General features: G+C 39.7%; 18 protein-coding genes. 13 read left to right on the top strand and 5 right to left on the bottom strand.

The annotated features are described in order from the left end of the window. Nucleotides 1-6 precede the first annotated feature (6 nt). The 4 genes from BTA34_RS03780 (at nt 7) to lnt (ending at nt 4,015) form a co-directional block, all read left to right on the top strand. Entirely contained in the window at nt 7-1,068 is a 1,062-nt protein-coding gene (locus BTA34_RS03780; RefSeq protein ID WP_036912056.1) for a PhoH family protein, read from the top strand. Then, nucleotides 1,061-1,528 carry an rRNA maturation RNase YbeY gene (gene ybeY, locus BTA34_RS03775; RefSeq protein ID WP_151434555.1) on the top strand — a complete coding sequence of 156 codons (468 nt, stop codon included), beginning with the start codon at nt 1,061-1,063 and terminating at the stop codon, nt 1,526-1,528. The genes BTA34_RS03780 and ybeY overlap by 8 nt, the downstream gene beginning before the upstream one ends. 71 nt (nt 1,529-1,599) lie before the next feature. Further along, nucleotides 1,600-2,481: a CNNM family magnesium/cobalt transport protein CorC gene (gene corC / locus BTA34_RS03770; RefSeq protein WP_151434554.1), complete on the top strand. Its 882-nt coding sequence runs from the start codon at nt 1,600-1,602 to the stop codon at nt 2,479-2,481. A 7-nt stretch (nt 2,482-2,488) separates the two neighbouring features. After that, nucleotides 2,489-4,015, top strand: a complete 1,527-nt coding sequence (lnt, locus tag BTA34_RS03765) for an apolipoprotein N-acyltransferase (RefSeq protein ID WP_151434553.1) — start codon at nt 2,489-2,491, stop codon at nt 4,013-4,015. An 87-nt stretch (nt 4,016-4,102) separates the two neighbouring features. Here the strand turns inward: lnt and BTA34_RS03760 are convergent, their stop codons facing one another. From BTA34_RS03760 to BTA34_RS03745, 4 genes are all read right to left on the bottom strand, one after another. Next, nucleotides 4,103-4,606: a protein disulfide oxidoreductase gene (locus BTA34_RS03760; RefSeq protein WP_151434552.1), complete on the bottom strand. Its 504-nt coding sequence runs from the start codon at nt 4,604-4,606 to the stop codon at nt 4,103-4,105. Continuing rightward, nucleotides 4,606-5,337, bottom strand: coding sequence for a DsbA family protein (locus BTA34_RS03755; protein ID WP_151434551.1), 732 nt, complete (start codon nt 5,335-5,337; stop codon nt 4,606-4,608). Before BTA34_RS03755 ends, BTA34_RS03760 begins: the two co-directional genes overlap by 1 nt. Continuing rightward, entirely contained in the window at nt 5,337-7,376 is a 2,040-nt protein-coding gene (locus tag BTA34_RS03750) for a protein-disulfide reductase DsbD family protein (RefSeq protein ID WP_151434550.1), read from the bottom strand. The genes BTA34_RS03755 and BTA34_RS03750 overlap by 1 nt, the downstream gene beginning before the upstream one ends. Nucleotides 7,377-7,460: 84 nt before the next feature. Further along, entirely contained in the window at nt 7,461-7,850 is a 390-nt protein-coding gene (locus tag BTA34_RS03745; RefSeq protein ID WP_151434549.1) for a metal resistance protein, read from the bottom strand. A 365-nt stretch (nt 7,851-8,215) separates the two neighbouring features. Here BTA34_RS03745 and BTA34_RS03740 point away from each other — a divergent pair, with 365 nt between their 5' ends. The 8 genes from BTA34_RS03740 to nadD all read left to right on the top strand — a co-directional run bounded on the left by BTA34_RS03740 (nt 8,216) and on the right by nadD (nt 16,531). After that, nucleotides 8,216-9,109 carry a glutamate/aspartate ABC transporter substrate-binding protein gene (locus BTA34_RS03740; protein ID WP_151434548.1) on the top strand — a complete coding sequence of 298 codons (894 nt, stop codon included), beginning with the start codon at nt 8,216-8,218 and terminating at the stop codon, nt 9,107-9,109. Nucleotides 9,110-9,225: 116 nt separating this feature from the next. Next, nucleotides 9,226-9,966, top strand: a complete 741-nt coding sequence (locus tag BTA34_RS03735) for an amino acid ABC transporter permease (protein ID WP_069370058.1) — start codon at nt 9,226-9,228, stop codon at nt 9,964-9,966. Further along, complete coding sequence (gltK, locus tag BTA34_RS03730; RefSeq protein ID WP_006537724.1) at nt 9,966-10,640, top strand: glutamate/aspartate ABC transporter permease GltK; 675 nt, start codon at nt 9,966-9,968, stop codon at nt 10,638-10,640. Before BTA34_RS03735 ends, gltK begins: the two co-directional genes overlap by 1 nt. Then, complete coding sequence (locus tag BTA34_RS03725) at nt 10,641-11,366, top strand: amino acid ABC transporter ATP-binding protein (RefSeq protein WP_099075883.1); 726 nt, start codon at nt 10,641-10,643, stop codon at nt 11,364-11,366. A 326-nt stretch (nt 11,367-11,692) separates the two neighbouring features. After that, nucleotides 11,693-14,275: a leucine--tRNA ligase gene (gene leuS, locus BTA34_RS03720; protein WP_151434547.1), complete on the top strand. Its 2,583-nt coding sequence runs from the start codon at nt 11,693-11,695 to the stop codon at nt 14,273-14,275. A gap of 12 nt (nt 14,276-14,287) precedes the next feature. Further along, a complete protein-coding gene (lptE, locus tag BTA34_RS03715) occupies nt 14,288-14,836 on the top strand; it encodes an LPS assembly lipoprotein LptE (protein WP_151434546.1) in 549 nt (182 codons plus the stop codon). Next, complete coding sequence (gene holA / locus BTA34_RS03710) at nt 14,833-15,867, top strand: DNA polymerase III subunit delta (RefSeq protein ID WP_151434545.1); 1,035 nt, start codon at nt 14,833-14,835, stop codon at nt 15,865-15,867. Before lptE ends, holA begins: the two co-directional genes overlap by 4 nt. Further along, nucleotides 15,860-16,531: a nicotinate-nucleotide adenylyltransferase gene (gene nadD, locus BTA34_RS03705; RefSeq protein WP_151434544.1), complete on the top strand. Its 672-nt coding sequence runs from the start codon at nt 15,860-15,862 to the stop codon at nt 16,529-16,531. Before holA ends, nadD begins: the two co-directional genes overlap by 8 nt. Before the next feature lie 10 nt (nt 16,532-16,541). Here nadD and BTA34_RS03700 read toward each other — a convergent pair whose 3' ends face one another. Further along, a complete protein-coding gene (locus BTA34_RS03700; RefSeq protein ID WP_151434543.1) occupies nt 16,542-17,288 on the bottom strand; it encodes a YbgA family protein in 747 nt (248 codons plus the stop codon). A gap of 515 nt (nt 17,289-17,803) precedes the next feature. On the opposite strand from BTA34_RS03700, the gene rsfS reads away from it, so the two are divergent. Then, nucleotides 17,804-18,130: a ribosome silencing factor gene (rsfS, locus tag BTA34_RS03695; protein WP_006537732.1), complete on the top strand. Its 327-nt coding sequence runs from the start codon at nt 17,804-17,806 to the stop codon at nt 18,128-18,130.

Raw genomic sequence — 18,130 nt, 5'->3', positions numbered from 1 at the left:
TAATCAGTGACAGTAATAGCACATGCACAGGTAGCGACCCAAGAAATCTTCTTAGAGCCAGCTGACAATGCCCGTTTAATGAGCCTATGTGGTCCATTTGACGATAATATTAAGCAACTTGAGCGCCGTTTAGGTATCGAGATTAATCATCGTGATAACCGTTTTAAACTCACGGGAAAATCATTGTGTGTCAATGCAGCCGCAGGAATTTTACGTCGCCTGTATGTGGAAACCTCGCCAATTAAAGGCGTGATCCCCGATATCGACCCTGAACAAATTCACCTTGCAATCAAAGAAAGCCGAGTGCTTGAGCAAAGTGATGAGCATGTTCCTGAATTTGGGAAATCAACCAATATTCGAACTAAGCGAGGCGTGATAAAACCTCGTACACCGAATCAGGCACAATATATTGCCAATATCCAAACCCATGATATTACTTTTGGTATTGGACCTGCTGGTACAGGGAAAACTTATCTGGCTGTTGCTGCTGCTGTTGATGCTCTTGAGCGTCAAGAAGTACGTCGTATTTTATTAACTCGCCCGGCGGTTGAAGCCGGTGAAAAACTGGGCTTTTTACCGGGCGATTTAAGTCAAAAAGTCGATCCCTATTTACGACCACTTTATGATGCGTTATTTGAGATGTTAGGTTTTGAAAAAGTTGAGAAACTAATAGAGCGCAATGTCATTGAAGTCGCGCCTCTCGCCTATATGCGTGGACGCACATTAAATGACGCCTTTATTATTCTTGATGAAAGCCAAAATACCACCATCGAACAGATGAAAATGTTCTTAACACGTATTGGCTTTAACTCTAAAGCAGTTGTCACTGGGGATATTACTCAAATTGACCTGCCAAGAGGCAATAAATCAGGCTTACGTCATGCCATTGAAGTTTTATCTGATGTTAATGACTTAAGTTTTAACTTTTTCCACAGTGAAGACGTTGTTCGTCATCCCGTGGTTGCCAAAATTGTTATTGCCTATGAAGCTTGGGAAACGGAAGATCAAAAACGCCGTCAAGCTATCAAAGCAGAAAAAGAGAAGCTTCAGAGAGAAAATCATGAGTGAAGTTATCCTTGATTTACAAGTAGCAAGTGAAAATGCGCAAGGGCTTCCTACTGAAGCCCAATTTATGACATGGTTAGAAGCGGTATTACCGCAATTTCAACCTGTAAGTGAAGTGACTATTCGTATTGTTGATGAAGCAGAAAGTCACGAATTGAATCTCACTTATCGTGGAAAAGACAAACCGACTAACGTGCTTTCTTTTCCCTTTGAGGCACCGCCTGAAATTGAATTACCGTTATTAGGTGATTTGATTATTTGCCGCCAAGTGGTAGAAAAAGAGGCGGTTGAGCAGAGTAAGACTGTTGAAGAACATTGGGCGCACATGGTTATTCATGGATGTCTGCATCTTTTAGGCTATGATCATATTGAAGATGATGAAGCCGAAGAAATGGAAGGTTTAGAGACAGAAATCTTACAAAATTTAGGTTATGCAGATCCCTATTTAATTGAAAAAGAGTAACAGTTCTCTTATTTTTATGATAAATACTATATCTAATTAACCATTCAATGAGGAAAAATAGTTAAAACGCCATGAGCGACGACCAATCTTCGAGTAACGATAACCCTGGTCCTAAGAAAGGGTTTCTCACACTGCTTAATCAGTGGTTCCACGGTGAACCTAAAAACCGTGATGATCTGATGGAGCTTATCCGCGATTCTGAACAGAAAGAATTAATTGATCCTGACACCCGCGACATGCTTGAAGGGGTAATGGATATTGCTGAACAACGTGTTCGGGACATAATGATCCCTCGCTCACAAATTGTCACACTAAAACGCAATCAAACCCTTGATGAGTGTTTAGATGTGATTATTGATTCAGCACATTCTCGTTTCCCAGTCATTAGCGAAGACAAAGATCATATTGAAGGCTTATTGATGGCAAAAGATCTACTGCCATTTATGCGTACTGACGCAGAGCCATTTAGTATGGATAAAGTCTTACGCTCTGCTGTTGTTGTACCTGAAAGCAAACGGGTTGATCGCCTATTAAAAGAGTTCCGCTCTCAACGCTATCATATGGCGATTGTGATCGATGAATTCGGAGGTGTATCTGGACTCGTCACAATTGAGGATATTCTTGAACTTATCGTAGGCGAAATTGAAGATGAGTATGATGATGAGGATGATATTGATATTCGTCCGCTAAGTCGTCACGCTTACTCAGTTCGAGCTTTAACCCAGATAGAAGATTTCAATGAAGCGTTCGGTACGCATTTCAGCGATGAAGAAGTTGATACGATTGGCGGTTTAGTCATGCAAGCCTTTGGTCACCTTCCTACTCGTGGTGAAACTATTACTATTGATAATTACCAATTTAAAGTTGTTATGGCTGATAGCCGTAAGATCATTCAGGTTTATGTGCATATCCCAGATGATGCGCCAGTTCCTGAACTAGGTAATGATGCATAGGATATCAATGAATAAGATCTCTTTCTTAAACCGCCAGTGGGTTCGCGCCCTTCTGGCGGTTTTTTTCGGTGCCATAGGCACATTGGCATTTTCGCCATTTGATTTTTGGCCAGCAGCGTTAATTTCACTACTTGGCTTATTACTGATAATCACTAACCGTACAACCCGTCAAGGCGCATTCCTTGGTTTTGCTTGGGGATTTGGGTTATTTGGTAGTGGTGTAAATTGGGTTTATGTCAGTATTGCTGATTTTGGTGGTATGCCATTTGCGATAAATATCTTTTTAGTAATTTTATTAGCACTCTATTTATCACTCTACACGCTGTTATTTGCAGGATCACTGAATAAGTTTTTTCCAAAACCAACACTCTGGCGATTTGTATTTGCAGCCCCTGCACTATGGCAAATCACTGAATTTTTAAGGGGATGGGTATTATCAGGCTTTCCGTGGTTACAGTTTGGTTATAGCCAGATTGATGGTCCATTAAAAGGTATTGCACCTGTTTTTGGTGTCACTATGATAACGCTGCTCTTAACCGTTATTAGTGGATTAATTGCATTTACAATCTATCGTAAATCAATTTATAGCCTTGTGGTTGCACTGCTTTTATTAGTATTGCCTATCAGCTTTAAGTCCTATCAGTGGTATCAACCTTTACCTGATGAAACGCAAGAAATTGCATTAATCCAAGGTAATATTGCGCAATCATTAAAATGGGAACCCGGTACATTAGAGAGCACGCTAAAAACCTATCTCACTTTAAGCCGCCCTTTTATTGGTAATGCAAATCTTATTATTTGGCCTGAATCAGCGATCCCTGATGTTGAAATTCAACAACAAGGCTTTTTAGCTGAGCTTGATAAGCAACTGAGAGAGCAAGATACACATTTAATGACGGGAATTATTGATGCCCGACCAACATTAGAAGGTTATCGTTTCTACAATAGTGTCATCACATTAGGTGAACACTATGCTTATCAATACCCAGCGACAGATCGCTATAACAAACATCACCTTGTTCCTTTTGGTGAATATGTACCATTAGCATCGCTATTACGCCCACTTGCGCCTTTCTTTAATTTACCGATGTCATCATTAAGCCAAGGTGAATATGTACAGCCTCAGCTCACTGTCAATGATGCCAAAATAACCGCAGCGATTTGCTACGAAATTATTTTAGGTGAACAAGTCCGCGCTAATTTTAAACCCGATACACGGTTCTTATTAACGATTTCTAATGATGCGTGGTTTGGTAATTCAATTGGTCCTTGGCAACACTTCCAAATGGCGAGAATGCGTTCTCTTGAGTTAGGAAGACCATTATTACGCTCAACAAATAACGGTATTACCGCATTTATTGCAGCCAATGGTGATGTTATTTCTCAACTTCCTCAGTTTGAAGAAGGTGCTTTAGCAGAAAAAATCACACCAACAACTGGGTTAACCCCTTATTACAAATGGGGTAATACACCATTGTGGATAATGGTTGGATTATTTTTTATCATCGCCTTTATTAAACGGCGAGTTGAGTAAAGCAAAATAAAATAACGGAATTCAATATAATAATGAATTCCGTTATTTTTAATCGATTAACGCTTAAAATGATTGCTTGTATACCGTTCAAAGACCAGCCCACCATAAACGTAGTTTTAATCCCCACGAAGATGACCAACCGCTCGTAAAGCCTACCATTTCTCCTTTATAAACAATAACAAATGAAGGTGTTGCGCTAATTTCCCACTGCTGAGAAATATCCCCTCGACTATCATTTATTACAGGAAAGAGCAGCCCTTTAGACTGAATACCGCGCTCTAACTTTGCGTTATCACCAGAGCGGATCGCAACAGATGTCACGTTATAACCATCTTGCGCTAACGAATTTACTGCGGGTGTTGTTAGTTTACAAACCCCACACCAAGTTGCCCAAAAATAGATTAATAAAGGCTTTTCAGCACTTAATTCAGTTAAAGAAACAACTTTATTATCGACAGTATATAGCTCAGGTAAATTTGTCAAAGATGGTGGCGTAGGTTGTCGCCACCAATCCATCGCAAAAGAAGCTACAACGAAAATGACAAGCAGAACAATCAGTTCTTTACTCCACTTTCGTAAGCGACTACGCATTATTTTTTCACTTTAGCCAATTGCTCTTTCACAATCACTTCTAGCTGAGCGTAATCAACGGCGCCAGGAATAACCATATCGCCAACAACAGTTGCAGGTGTACCTTGGATACCTAACTTACGAGAAAGATCTAAGTTATTTTGTAACACTTTTAAGCTTTCATCCGTTAATTTAACTTTGCTTGTATTGGTTGTTTTCATTGCATCATCAATACTTGCATTATCTAGCATTGTTTTCTTCTGCATTAAGCGTTGGTGCAATGCTAAGAACGCCTTTGGATCTTCTTTCCAAACTGAAAGCACGGCTTGAGAGGCTTTGGCAGAACTTTCACCTTTAAATGGCAGTGGTTTAATAACCACGGCAACTTCAGGATAATCTTTTGTGATTTGTTCTAATAATGGGTCGAAGCGTTTGCAATAAGGACAGTTATAATCAGTAAAAGAAACCAACACTAACTTAGCGTCTTTTGCACCAATACGAGGGCTTGCTGCATCGTTATATAATGCGTCATGCTCTGCCTTTAACGCAGTACGAAATTGAGCTTGTTGCTCATCGGCTTTTTGCGCTTGTAATGCCGTAATAGCTTCTTCCAAAATTTCTGGATTCTTGATTAACGTATCACGAACCAGTGCGCGAACTTCTTTTTCCTGATCAGCACTTAACGCCGCAGCTTGCACATTTGCACCAAAAAGTAACGAAGAGATAACCAGTGCAGAAAGTGTTTTTTTCATTAATTGGCTCCTTTAGCCTCAGAAAGAACGGTCAATGTTGAATCTTTATTTAAAATAGGGGGTAAAACCACGCCATCTTTATGGCAAGGCCCATAAATTTGGTTAAAAGGTACTGCAACTTGACCACGTTGTTTTAAAAACTGAGTGATCTTATCAGAAGGTTTAGTCCAATCCCCTCTTAATGCGACAACATCTGGCGCTGAAAGTGCGGCTTGGATCTCTTCTCGCAATAATACATTGTATTTGTTTGCTTTGCAGGTTACACACCAATCTGCTGTTACATCAACAAATACCCGTTTATTGTCTGCTAATGCTTGGTGTATTGCTTCTTCTGATAACGGCTGCCAATTTATCGTATCTTGACCTGCGAGTGTTTGGCTTGCTGGTTGCTCCACAAATAGATAAGTGCTTCCTCCTAAAAGGAAAGCGACCACTGTAGAAATCAATAATACTTTTTTGCCATAATGCTTTGCGATAGCAAACAATAACAACAGCCCAATAATAACAAAAATACCAGCAACTATTGGCATTCCCAAGTGAGGGATCAAGAGCGTTATTAGCCAAATACTGGACAACAACATCATAAAGCCTAAAACTACTCTTAGGCGATTCATCCATTTACCTGGTTTTGGTAGCGCTTTGGCGATAGATGGAAATATTGCCACTAAGATCCAAGGCAAACTCATTCCAATCCCTAAAGCAGTAAAAATAAGCCATAGTTCATTTAAAGGCGCTATAAGTGCATAAGCGACTGCGGTTCCTAAAAATGGTGCAGAACAAGGTGTCGCGAGTAAAGTTGCAAATGCACCTTCCCAAAAGTGTCGGCTATATCCTTGTCCACCCGCTGTTGCCATTTTGGTATTCATATTGCTACTTAAACGCAGTTCAAATAATCCAAATAGATTTGCCGTAAAAATAGCGGTAACTAATACCATAAAGCCAATAAACCAAGGGCTTTGGAATTGAATTCCCCAACCTAAGGCTTCTTGGCTATAACGTAAGCCTGTCATAAACAGCGCTAACGCCCAAAATGAGACTAAAATACCTAAAACAGAAACAGAGAATTGCTTGCGAATAACACCTTTATCTCGATTTTCGAGATGTAAAATTGATCCCATTTTCATCGCAAGCACAGGTAATACACAGGGCATTAAATTCAGAATTAAGCCACCCAATAGTGCAAAAGCAAGAATCCCCCAAAGCCCCATACCTGAATTAGAAGGTGGAGTAGTATTCTCTGTTCCATGCCCTATTGTGCCATTAACTTGACGAGAAAAACCTTGGTCAGTAATGACAAAAGAAAGCACTTTACCTGAGATATCACCGGCAGCATCCCCCCAATCATCTGTCACATCAACCGTGACAAATAGGTTTTTATCTTGATGATTTAATTTTGGAATACCGTAGAGCATACCTTCAGGAGGATCGAGATAAATATTAGGTTTAACCCAAGCACCTTGCTCTTTTTGTAAAGAGATAGTGAGTTGGCTATTGTTATAACCAGAAGAAACTGATGATATTAATCCTGTTCCAACAGGGATCTTGCCCATAGCCTGATTATATTGCCATTCAAAATCAGCAGGTACAGGTTCGGTAAGATCTAAATCTAAAGTGTAGTCAGTCAGAATACAGACATTACTGCATGTTGATAACGTTAAAACGCCTGTTAAACGATCAGCGTGAACAGGGGATAACTCAATGGGAAAAATAACTTGTTTATCATAACCTTGGGTATGAATACCTGCTACATCAAAAGCTGAAGGCGAAGGCCAATGCCAAACCATTGCACTTACATCTTGTGACCAATTAATTTCAGGGGCAACACCGCCTTCTCCCGGAGAACGCCAATACGTTTTCCAACCAGACTCAAGCTGTACTTCAAGTAAAACTTTCACGTCACCCGCTGGAGACTTTTGTGCCGTCGCCCTAACTTGTGCATGAGAATTATCAGGCGTGGTTAACCAGCCTGTATCTGCGGCTTGAGAAGTAGATAAAGTAAATAGCGTTAATATCAACGCCATAATAAAAGAACGAAACATAACAACTCCCTAAAAATTCCTACAACGCTACACATAGAGCCTCGCCTAAAATAGACGCGCAATCTTTTAGCTAAAAGGAAATTTCTAATCCCTCAAAATACAATAATGAAGGTGAAGTCTGATTGGAGGAGGTGGATGATGATGTTTTTTCTGATTACGCTGGCGCGACACATAGATGGCAGCCATACTTAACAATAGTAATACCGCCCATGAATGGAAAAATGGCTCTATTGTTAATGGAGGAACAGATAATAATGATTTGGCGCTTAATTCACAGGTAGACAGTGAATAAGTGCGCTCTGTTGCACTATTTTCATCAGCAATGGGTGTTGATAATGGGTATTGTGTTTGAGCAACAGCCGTTGCTAAGCGCTCACTAATGATGTGGGCACCTAATGAACGCTGAACAATGCAACACAAGATCAGCAAAACTGTTATCACCACTAGCCAGCGACCTGACCGCCAATTACTCATAGATGTTCCTCATCAATATGACTCGCTATCTTAACGGTAATCCACAGACAAACAACTCCTTAAGACAAACTTTACAAATCCCTGTTTAGTTTATTTTTCGCATTATCTCAAACTTTCATTTTTAACCTTTATTTCTATAGGGTTTCTACTACAATAATTTTAAATATTGAAAACAACTTCCAAAAAAATAATCAACTATATTTGATTTCATTCTTTTATTGGGAGATACCTCTCGTATTTCACAAATTACACTTCACAACAGTATGTTATTTGTTCTATCTATTAACATTACCAAAACAAATTAAAACAAAAAAGTAACACAAAGCAAAACACCAATATCAATTATCACCACGACAGGAGTTATTATGCGCATGCGTAAACTAGCATTATCATTAATGATCTTAGGGGCTGCAGCAGCGGTGCAGGCAGAAGAACTCACTGGAACCTTAAAGAAAATCAATGATAACGATATTATTATTGTTGGACACAGAGAGTCCTCTGTTCCTTTCTCTTACTATGATAATCAACAAAAAGTGGTTGGCTATTCTCAAGACTATTCCAACCTAATTGTGCAGGCAGTAAAAGACAAAATAGGCAAACCAAACTTACAAGTTCGCCTCATTCCTATTACTTCTCAGAATCGCATTCCATTATTACAAAATGGCACATTTGATTTTGAGTGTGGTTCAACAACCAACAATGAAGCTCGTCAGCAACAAGCTAGCTTCTCTAATACGATTTTCATCGTAGGTACACGTTTACTGACGAAAAAAGACAGTGGAATTAAAGATTCTGCTGATTTGTCAGGTAAAAACGTTGTCGTAACATCAGGAACAACGTCTGAAATGTTACTCAACAAACTCAATGATGAGAAAAAGATGAATATGCGCATTATCAGCGCAAAAGATCATGGAGACTCATTCCGTACACTTGAATCAGGCCGTGCTGTTGCCTTTATGATGGATGACGCATTACTGGCTGGTGAGCGAGCTAAAGCGAAAAAACCGGGTGAGTGGGAAATTGTAGGAACCCCACAATCTGAAGAAGCTTATGGCTGTATGTTGCGTAAAGATGACGCTCAATTCAAAGCGTTAATTGATGAAACCATCGCTAAAGCGCAAAAATCAGGTGAAGCAGAAAAATCGTTTAATCGCTGGTTTAATGCACCAATCCCACCTAAAAATCTTAACTTAGAATTCACTATCTCTGATGAAATGAAAGCATTATTTGCATCACCAAATGATAAAGCTTTGAATTAAAAACACATAAGCAGTTGATGCAAAATACATAATTATAAAGTATCTGTTGGACAGACAGATCAGTGAAGTTTGGGGCAGCCGTTCCCTGCCCCTCTTTTTTCACCGGAGGTGAAATCATGTCGATTGATTGGGATTGGGGGATATTCTTCCAAGAAGCCCCTTTCGGAAACACCACATACTTAGGATGGCTGATTTCTGGCTTTCAAGTCACCATTGCCTTATCTTTATGCGCTTGGGTTATTGCCTTTCTTGTCGGTTCTTTATTCGGAATTTTACGTACAGTACCTAATCGCTGGCTTTCAAGCTTAGGCACTGTTTATGTTGAGTTATTTCGTAACGTACCACTTATTGTTCAATTCTTTACGTGGTATCTCGTCATTCCTGAACTATTACCTCAATCTATTGGCGATTGGTTTAAAATGGACTTAGCGCCAAATGTGCAATTTTTTGTCTCATCAGCACTCTGCTTAGGTTTATTTACCGCAGCGCGTATGTGTGAACAAGTTAGAGCCGCAATAAATTCATTACCCCGTGGTCAAAAAGCGGCAGGCTTAGCACTGGGTTTAACTTTACCCCAAACTTATCGTTATGTTTTATTACCCAATGCATACCGAGTCATTATTCCACCAATGACATCCGAAATGCTCAATCTCGTGAAAAACTCTGCGATTGCCTCTACTATCGGTCTTATTGATATGGCAGCACAAGCGAATAAACTCCTCGATTATTCAGCAAAAGCGTATGAGTCATTCACTGCAATCACACTGGCCTATGTATTTATCAATGTCATTATTATGCTAATAATGCATTGGCTTGAAAAACGCGTCCGCTTACCCGGCACAACAGGAGGTCAATAATGTACGAATTTGACTGGAGTTCTGTTGTTCCAAGCCTACCATTTTTAGTTGATGGTATGGCTATCACACTAAAAATTACTATCACTGCTATTGTGGTTGGTATTTTATGGGGAACGGTGCTTGCTGTTATGCGCCTATCTACCTTTAAGCCTATTAGCTGGTTTGCAGCCGCTTACGTTAATACTTTCCGCTCTATTCCATTAGTCATGGTATTGCTGTGGTTTTATTTAATTGTGCCTAACATATTACAAAATGTTCTAGGGCTTTCACCGAAAAGTGATATCCGTTTAATTTCAGCAATGATAGCGTTCTCTTTATTTGAAGCAGCTTATTACTCTGAAATTATAAGAGCAGGTATTCAAAGTGTTAGCAAAGGACAATTTTCAGCCTCACTCGCGTTAGGTATGACTAAATCACAAACCATGCGTTTAGTGATCCTACCTCAAGCCTTTCGAGCCATGATCCCGCTTTTACTGACTCAAGGAATTGTATTGTTCCAAGATACATCCTTAGTTTACGTTTTAAGTCTTACTGACTTTTTCAGAACAGCGGCAAATATTGGAGAACGAGATGGAACACAAGTTGAAATGATCCTCTTTGCTGGTTTTGTTTATTTTGTTATTAGCTTCGCTGCTTCGATGTTAGTAAATTTTCTTAAAAAAAGGACTACCTAGATGATTTCCCTAAAAGACGTATCCAAATGGTATGGTCAGTTTCAAGTACTGACTGAATGTTCCACTGAAGTTAAAAAGGGGGAAGTTGTTGTTGTCTGTGGACCTTCTGGATCAGGTAAATCAACACTGATCAAAACAGTAAATGGCTTAGAGCCTATACAACAAGGCGAGATCCTTGTTAATGAAATCAAAGTCAATGACAAGCATACTGATCTTGCCAAATTACGAGCAAAAGTGGGTATGGTATTCCAACATTTTGAACTCTTCCCTCACCTCTCTATTATTGAAAATCTTACACTGGCACAAGTTAAAGTGCTTAATAGAGAGAAAGGAGCCGCAAAAGAGAAAGGGTTAAAGCTATTAGAGCGAGTTGGATTAGCAAGCCATGCTAACAAATATCCAGCACAGCTTTCAGGTGGTCAACAACAACGTGTTGCCATCGCCCGCGCATTATGTATGGATCCGATTGCAATGTTATTTGATGAACCGACATCAGCGCTTGATCCTGAAATGATTAATGAAGTACTTGATGTAATGGTAGAGCTTGCAAATGAAGGTATGACGATGATGGTAGTAACCCATGAGATGGGGTTTGCTAAAAAAGTTGCTGACCGTATTATTTTTATGGACGAAGGTCGAATTGTGGAAGATAGACCTAAAAATGACTTTTTTGATAATCCAAAATCAGCACGAGCAAAAGATTTCCTCGCTAAAATTCTACACTAATTCCCACATCCCCTCTGCTGACGTGCTTTTTTAGCACGTCAGCTCAAAATAATAATTTCGATTAACCTCGCAATTAAATATCAAATAATCTTCTTTTTTCGCAATATCACTATTATTTTCTCAGGAAATACGCATTTATTATCTTTTTGCCTTAGCTCTTTCCAAGATATCTCGCAATTGTGTTGAAAAAGTTATGCAAACAGTGGCTTTCATTGAGATCAATAGTTGTGGCTATTAGACAAAATCAGCTATGCTATGCAAGTCTTAATTTCATAATAGCGGTTACCCTCCGGTAGCCATTAATTCACCATAGGATTATCGGTGCCATGCAAGAACAATATCGTCCCGAAGATATAGAGCAAACTATCCAGGAACACTGGGAAAAGAACAATACATTTAAAGTGACAGAAGATAATAACAAAGAAAAATATTACTGCCTGTCAATGCTACCTTATCCTTCTGGCCGACTACACATGGGACACGTCCGTAACTACACCATTGGTGACGTGATTTCCCGTTATCAACGTATGCTAGGTAAAAACGTCTTACAACCTATTGGTTGGGATGCGTTTGGTTTACCCGCAGAAGGTGCCGCAGTAAAAAATAAAACAGCCCCTGCACCATGGACTTACGAAAACATCAATTACATGAAAAACCAGTTAAAAAAACTAGGTTTTGGTTACGATTGGGATCGTGAAGTCACTACCTGCACACCAGAATATTATCGCTGGGAACAATGGTTCTTTACTAAGTTATATGAAAAAGGCTTAGTTTATAAAAAAACCTCTGCGGTTAACTGGTGTCCACACGACTTAACAGTTTTAGCCAACGAACAAGTTATCGATGGCTGCTGCTGGCGTTGTGATACCCCTGTTGAGCGTAAAGAAATTCCACAGTGGTTTATCAAAATTACCGAATATGCAGAAGAGCTGTTAAACGATTTAGATACGTTAGATGAATGGCCTGAACAAGTTAAGACCATGCAACGTAACTGGATTGGTCGTTCTGAAGGCGTCGAAATTAAATTTGATGTTGCTGACAGCAACGACACAATGACCGTTTATACAACGCGTCCTGATACATTTATGGGTGTCACTTATGTTGCCGTTGCAGCAGGTCACCCATTAGCACAAAAAGCTGCTCAAAATAATCCTGAAGTTCAACACTTCATTGATGAATGCCGTAACATGAAAATGGCAGAAGCCGATATGGCAACAATGGAGAAAAAAGGGATTGCAACAGGTCTTTATGCTATTCATCCATTGACTAAAGAGAAAGTCGCTATTTGGGTTGCTAACTTTGTATTAATGGAATACGGCACAGGTGCTGTAATGGCGGTTCCAGGTCATGATGAACGTGACTGGGAATTTGCAACTAAATACAATTTACCTATTAAAGCTGTTATTGCGGATGCCGAAGGTAATCAACCTGACTTATCTGAAGGTGCATTAACCGAAAAAAATAGCCTGATTAACTCTGGTGAATTCTCTGGATTAGACAACCAAGCTGGCTTTAATGCAATTGCAGATAAACTGGCACAAATGGGTGTTGGTGAGCGCAAAGTTAACTACCGTTTACGTGACTGGGGGGTTTCTCGTCAACGTTACTGGGGTGCGCCAATTCCAATGGCGACTTTAGAAGATGGTACTGTTGTTCCTGTTCCTGAAGATCAACTCCCTGTTATCCTGCCAGAAGATGTAAAAATGGACGGGATCACCAGCCCAATCAAAGCAGATCCTGAGTGGGCAAAAACCACAATCAATGGTCAGCCAGCGCTGCGTGAAACAGATACTTTTGACACCTTTATGGAATCTTCTTGGTATTACGCTCGTTATACCTGCCCTGATTATGATAAAGGCATGTTAGATCCGAAAGCCGCTAACTATTGGTTACCAGTTGACTGGTATATCGGTGGTATTGAACACGCAATCATGCACTTAATGTATTTCCGCTTCTTCCATAAGCTGATGCGTGATGCTGGTTTAGTAAACTCTGATGAACCTGCAAAACGCTTACTTTGTCAAGGCATGGTATTAGCGGATGCGTTCTATCACACGGGTGAAGATGGCGCTCGCCATTGGGTATCTCCTGCTGAAGCTATTGTTGAACGTGATGAGAAAAATCGCATCATTAAAGCGACTGACAGCGAAGGTCATGAATTGACTTATGCTGGCATGAGCAAAATGTCTAAATCTAAAAATAACGGTATCGACCCACAAACGATGGTTGAACGTTATGGTGCAGATACCGTTCGTTTATTTATGATGTTTGCTGCTCCACCAGAATTAACACTGGAATGGCAGGAATCTAGCGTTGAAGGTGCAAACCGTTTCTTACGTCGTTTATGGCGTTTAGTTCACGAACACTCTCAAAAAGGAGCGACACAGCCTCTTGATCTTTCTGCACTGACAGAAGAACAAAAAGATTTACGTCGTGACTTACATAAAACAATTGCGAAAGTATCTGATGACGTAGGTCGTCGTTTAGCCTTTAACACCGCGATTGCCGCCATTATGGAGTTAATGAATAAATTAACTCGTGCAACACAAGAAACAGAGCAAGATCGTGCTTTAATGCAAGAAGCATTAGAAGCTATTGTTCGTATGCTTTCTCCAATCATCCCTCATGCATGTTTCGTTATGTGGCAAGCATTAGGTGGAAAAGAGGACGTTGATGTTGCACCATGGCCGGTTGCTGATGAAGAAGCAATGGTCGATGACACCAAACTGATCATCGTTCAAGTGAATGGTAAAGTGCGTGGTCGAGTCACTGTTCCGGCTAATTCAGAAAAAGAATATGTTCAGGAAATGGCGACAAAAGAGTACAGTGTTGCTAAATACTTGGAAGATGTGACTATTCGTAAAGTCATCTATGTTCCAGGAAAATTACTGAACATGGTTGTTGGCTGATAAGGAGGCCTAGTGCGATATCTACTTTCGCTATTTTTCGGTTTAGCGGTGTTAATCACCGCTGGCTGTGGTTTTCACCTTCAAGGTAAAACTCAGGTTCCAGCAGAATTAAAAACGCTTTATCTTAGCTCTGGTGACCCTTATGGCCCATTATCTCGTATAATGCGTCAACAACTTAGACTTAGTGGTGTTCAGCTTGTTGAAAATCCAACAGCCAATATCCCTATTCTTAAAATTATTGGTTCATCAGAAAGTAAAGAGACCGTCTCTGTGTATCAAGACGGTAAATCAGCAGAACGTCAGTTAACATTTGTGCTTGATGCACAAGTGATTATGCCTGATGGTACGATTTACCCAATTTCATCACAGGTTTCACGCCCATTCTTCGATAACCCATTAGAAGCATTAGCGAAAGATGCTGAAAATGACATTATCAAGCAAGAGATGCGTGAACAAGCGACAGCAATATTAGTGCGTAAATTATTGGTTGTTCATAACGCTGAACGCCAAAAAGCCGCACAAGCTGAGCAGGCAAAACAGATAATCTCACCAGCCAAATGATCCGCTTATATCCAGAACAACTGAATGCGCAGCTCCAAGAGGGGCTGCGCCAAAGTTACCTACTCTGGGGTAATGAACCGCTGTTACTCCAAGAGTCTCAAGATGCTATTCAATCCGTAGCTAAATCCCAAGGATTTATCGAGCATTATCAATTTACCCTTGATAATAATACGGACTGGAATGAAATTTACTCGCTTTGTCAATCGCTAAGCCTTTTTTCTCAAAGACAATCTCTTTTACTGCATTTACCTGAAAATGGCCCCAATGCAGTGATGTCAGAGAAACTCACTCGCCTATCTCAAGAATTGCATCAAGATTTATTGTTGATTTTACGTGGCAATAAACTCACCAAAGCGCAAGAAAACAGTGAATGGTTTAAAACATTAAGCCAACATGGAACCTATGTTTCTTGCCTGACACCGGAGCTTGATAAATTGCCTAATTGGGTTGCGCGTCGAGCAAAACAAAAAGGGTTAGCGCTGGATGAACAAGGTAATCAATTACTTTGCTACTGTTATGAAGGGAATTTACTCGCACTAGCACAAGCCATCGAGCGCCTTTCTCTATTGTACCCTGACGGAAAGCTAACACTCCCAAGAGTCGAAGCAGCGGTCAATGACGCGTCACATTTTACCCCTTATCACTGGGTTGATGCATTACTTGCAGGGAAAACGCAACGTGCATGGCATATCTTGCAACAACTCAAAAGAGAAGACTCTGAACCTGTTATTTTACTCAGAACTTTACAACGTGAATTAATGCAGTTGATTACGCTACATCGTGAATCTAAAACAGCTTCGTTAAAAACGATTTTTGATAAACATCGAATTTGGCAAAATCGACGCCCAATATTCACAGCAGCACTACAGCGCTTATCTGAACATCAATTGCTGACAGCAATACGATTACTTGCAACAATTGAAATTACAATTAAGCAAGATTACGGACAGGCAGTTTGGCCCTCGCTTAGCGCTCTGGGCTTATTACTTTGTGGAAAAGCATTACCAGAAGGATTTGTCAGTCATGCCTAAAACCAATCACTCAACACCTTTAATTAACCAAGCCATCGCTTTATATGGTGGTACATTTGATCCTATTCATTATGGGCATTTGCGTCCGGTTGAAGCACTTTCAGGATTAATTGGTTTAAAAGAAGTGATTTGGTTACCTAACAATATTCCACCTCATCGCCCTCAACCAGAGGCATCTTCTCAACAACGTCTTGAAATGGTACGCCTCGCACTCGAACCATATTCTTCTTTTAAAGTGGATACCCGCGAGCTTGAAAAACCAACGCCCTCTTATAGCATAGAGACATTAAGAGACTTCAGACAAGAAATTGGCGATAAACAACCTTTAGCCTTTATTATTGGTCAAGATTCATTGCTTTCAATAAATACATGGCACAAATGGGAAAGTTTATTAGACGTGTGCCATTTATTAGTTTGCGCTCGTCCTGGCTATCAAACGCATTTTGGATCAGCGCAAATGCAAGCATGGTTAGAAAAGCACCAAACCAAACAGCAAGAAGATATTCATTGCTTACCCGCAGGTAAAATATTCCTTGCTGACACACCACTTTATAATATTTCAGCGACAGACATTCGTGCGCGCCACAAAGCAGGTTTAGATTGCCGCGATTTACTCCCCAGCTCCGTTGAAAACTATATTCGCCAACAACAACTTTATAAATAACCTATGCTTTTTAAAGTTGTTCTCTTAAATAATTAAAAGCAGATGGATAAGGCGAAAAATAGCGTTGATTAATCAAATAGTCATCAGGATAAATGGTTAACCAATATTGGAGTAAATCATAAGGTTTAGAGAAAGGCACTACACCTTGACGATATAGCAAAATTGTCTGTGACATTTCTTGTTTCTGTTGCGAACTCAGATCTCGCTTAAAATACCCCGCCATATGCATTAATGCATTAGTTTGCCCTTCTCGATTTGGAGCAACGCTTAATGCCCTCATTAGCTTTTGTTGATATGTCGATGCAATTTCGTCAAGGGAAGTTTTGTCAGAGAGATTAGCGAGATAACGCCCTAATTCACGATAAGCCACTTGTGAATAAGCCATAACTAAATATTTATATCGACTATGGAATTTAATCAAAGCCCCTTTACTTAGTGATTGATTAACCTGTTGTTGATAATCGCATAGTGTAAAGAATTGAGTAAGAAAGTGATCGAGAAAAATAGGCTGTAAAAGCTGCTCAAGACTTAATTGAGGTAAGATAAAATTTGATGGAGAAACAAGTCGGTCCCCTTCTTTTCCGATATAACCATAAATCGGCAACGGATGATCTCTGTTTTGGAGATCTATCTGCATAATGCCTATTTTTTCATCTTTAACGGCATGACAAAGTAATGCTAACTTTTCTTGTAATTGGCAATCGTTGTTACTCACAATTTCTGAAGATAGCCCGAGATAATTTTCTTTTCTTTCCATTCTTTTTCTCTCTAACTAAAAAGTATGAGTATTAGTCTGTATAATCTCAACGTAACAAAGTCAAAACACGCTAATTAGGTATTTAATCAGCATTGACAGACGAGGTTTAGCTGTTATTCTCACCCTCTGTTCCCTTAAGGGAACTGTAAGGTAAAACTGTCGTCTAAACGGAAAAGTTCTTATCTGCCTTCTTTTTGTTATTTATTATGACGCAGTTAATGGGCATATATGAATTTTTCTAAATCAAACGTCGAAAAACAAGAAAATGAAGTTTATGTTCTTGTTATTGCTAACTGGAATTAATCATCCAGTAAAATAGATTTATTGGTATAAATTCCTTTAAAATAGCATTCATATTCTAAATAATTTGAGGCGCAGTTAGACAACAAATAGAGTAAGTCGCTAGGAGCATATCAAAGTATATAACTAGTGCGAATAAATGTAGTCAACAACGCTGCAACTTGAAGTATCACGAGTATGTTATTTTTCGATTGAATTAACTCATTAGATTAAAGGTGATCCTTTTGCAAGGTTCTGAATTACAGCAATTTATTATTGATAAACTTGAAGATTCTAAAGCTCAAGACATTATTGCATTAGATGTCCGCGGAAAATCAAGTGTAACTGATTACATGATTATTTGTACGGGCACATCAAGCAGACACCTCATGTCTGTTGCAGATAATCTCGTTGATGATTGCCGCGAAGCGGGATTACAACCTTTAGGTGTTGAAGGACAAGGCGTTTCTGACTGGATTGTCGTTGATCTTGGTGAAGCCATGGTACACGTCATGCAAGAAGATAGTCGCCGTATGTACGAACTTGAAAAACTCTGGAGCTGA

Origin of the sequence: Proteus sp. CD3 (genome assembly GCF_008808075.1) — a bacterium.
Lineage (GTDB): Bacteria > Pseudomonadota > Gammaproteobacteria > Enterobacterales > Enterobacteriaceae > Proteus > Proteus appendicitidis.
The sequence above is the reverse complement of the archived record's forward strand: the minus strand, read 5'-3'. Positions and strand labels throughout refer to the sequence as shown.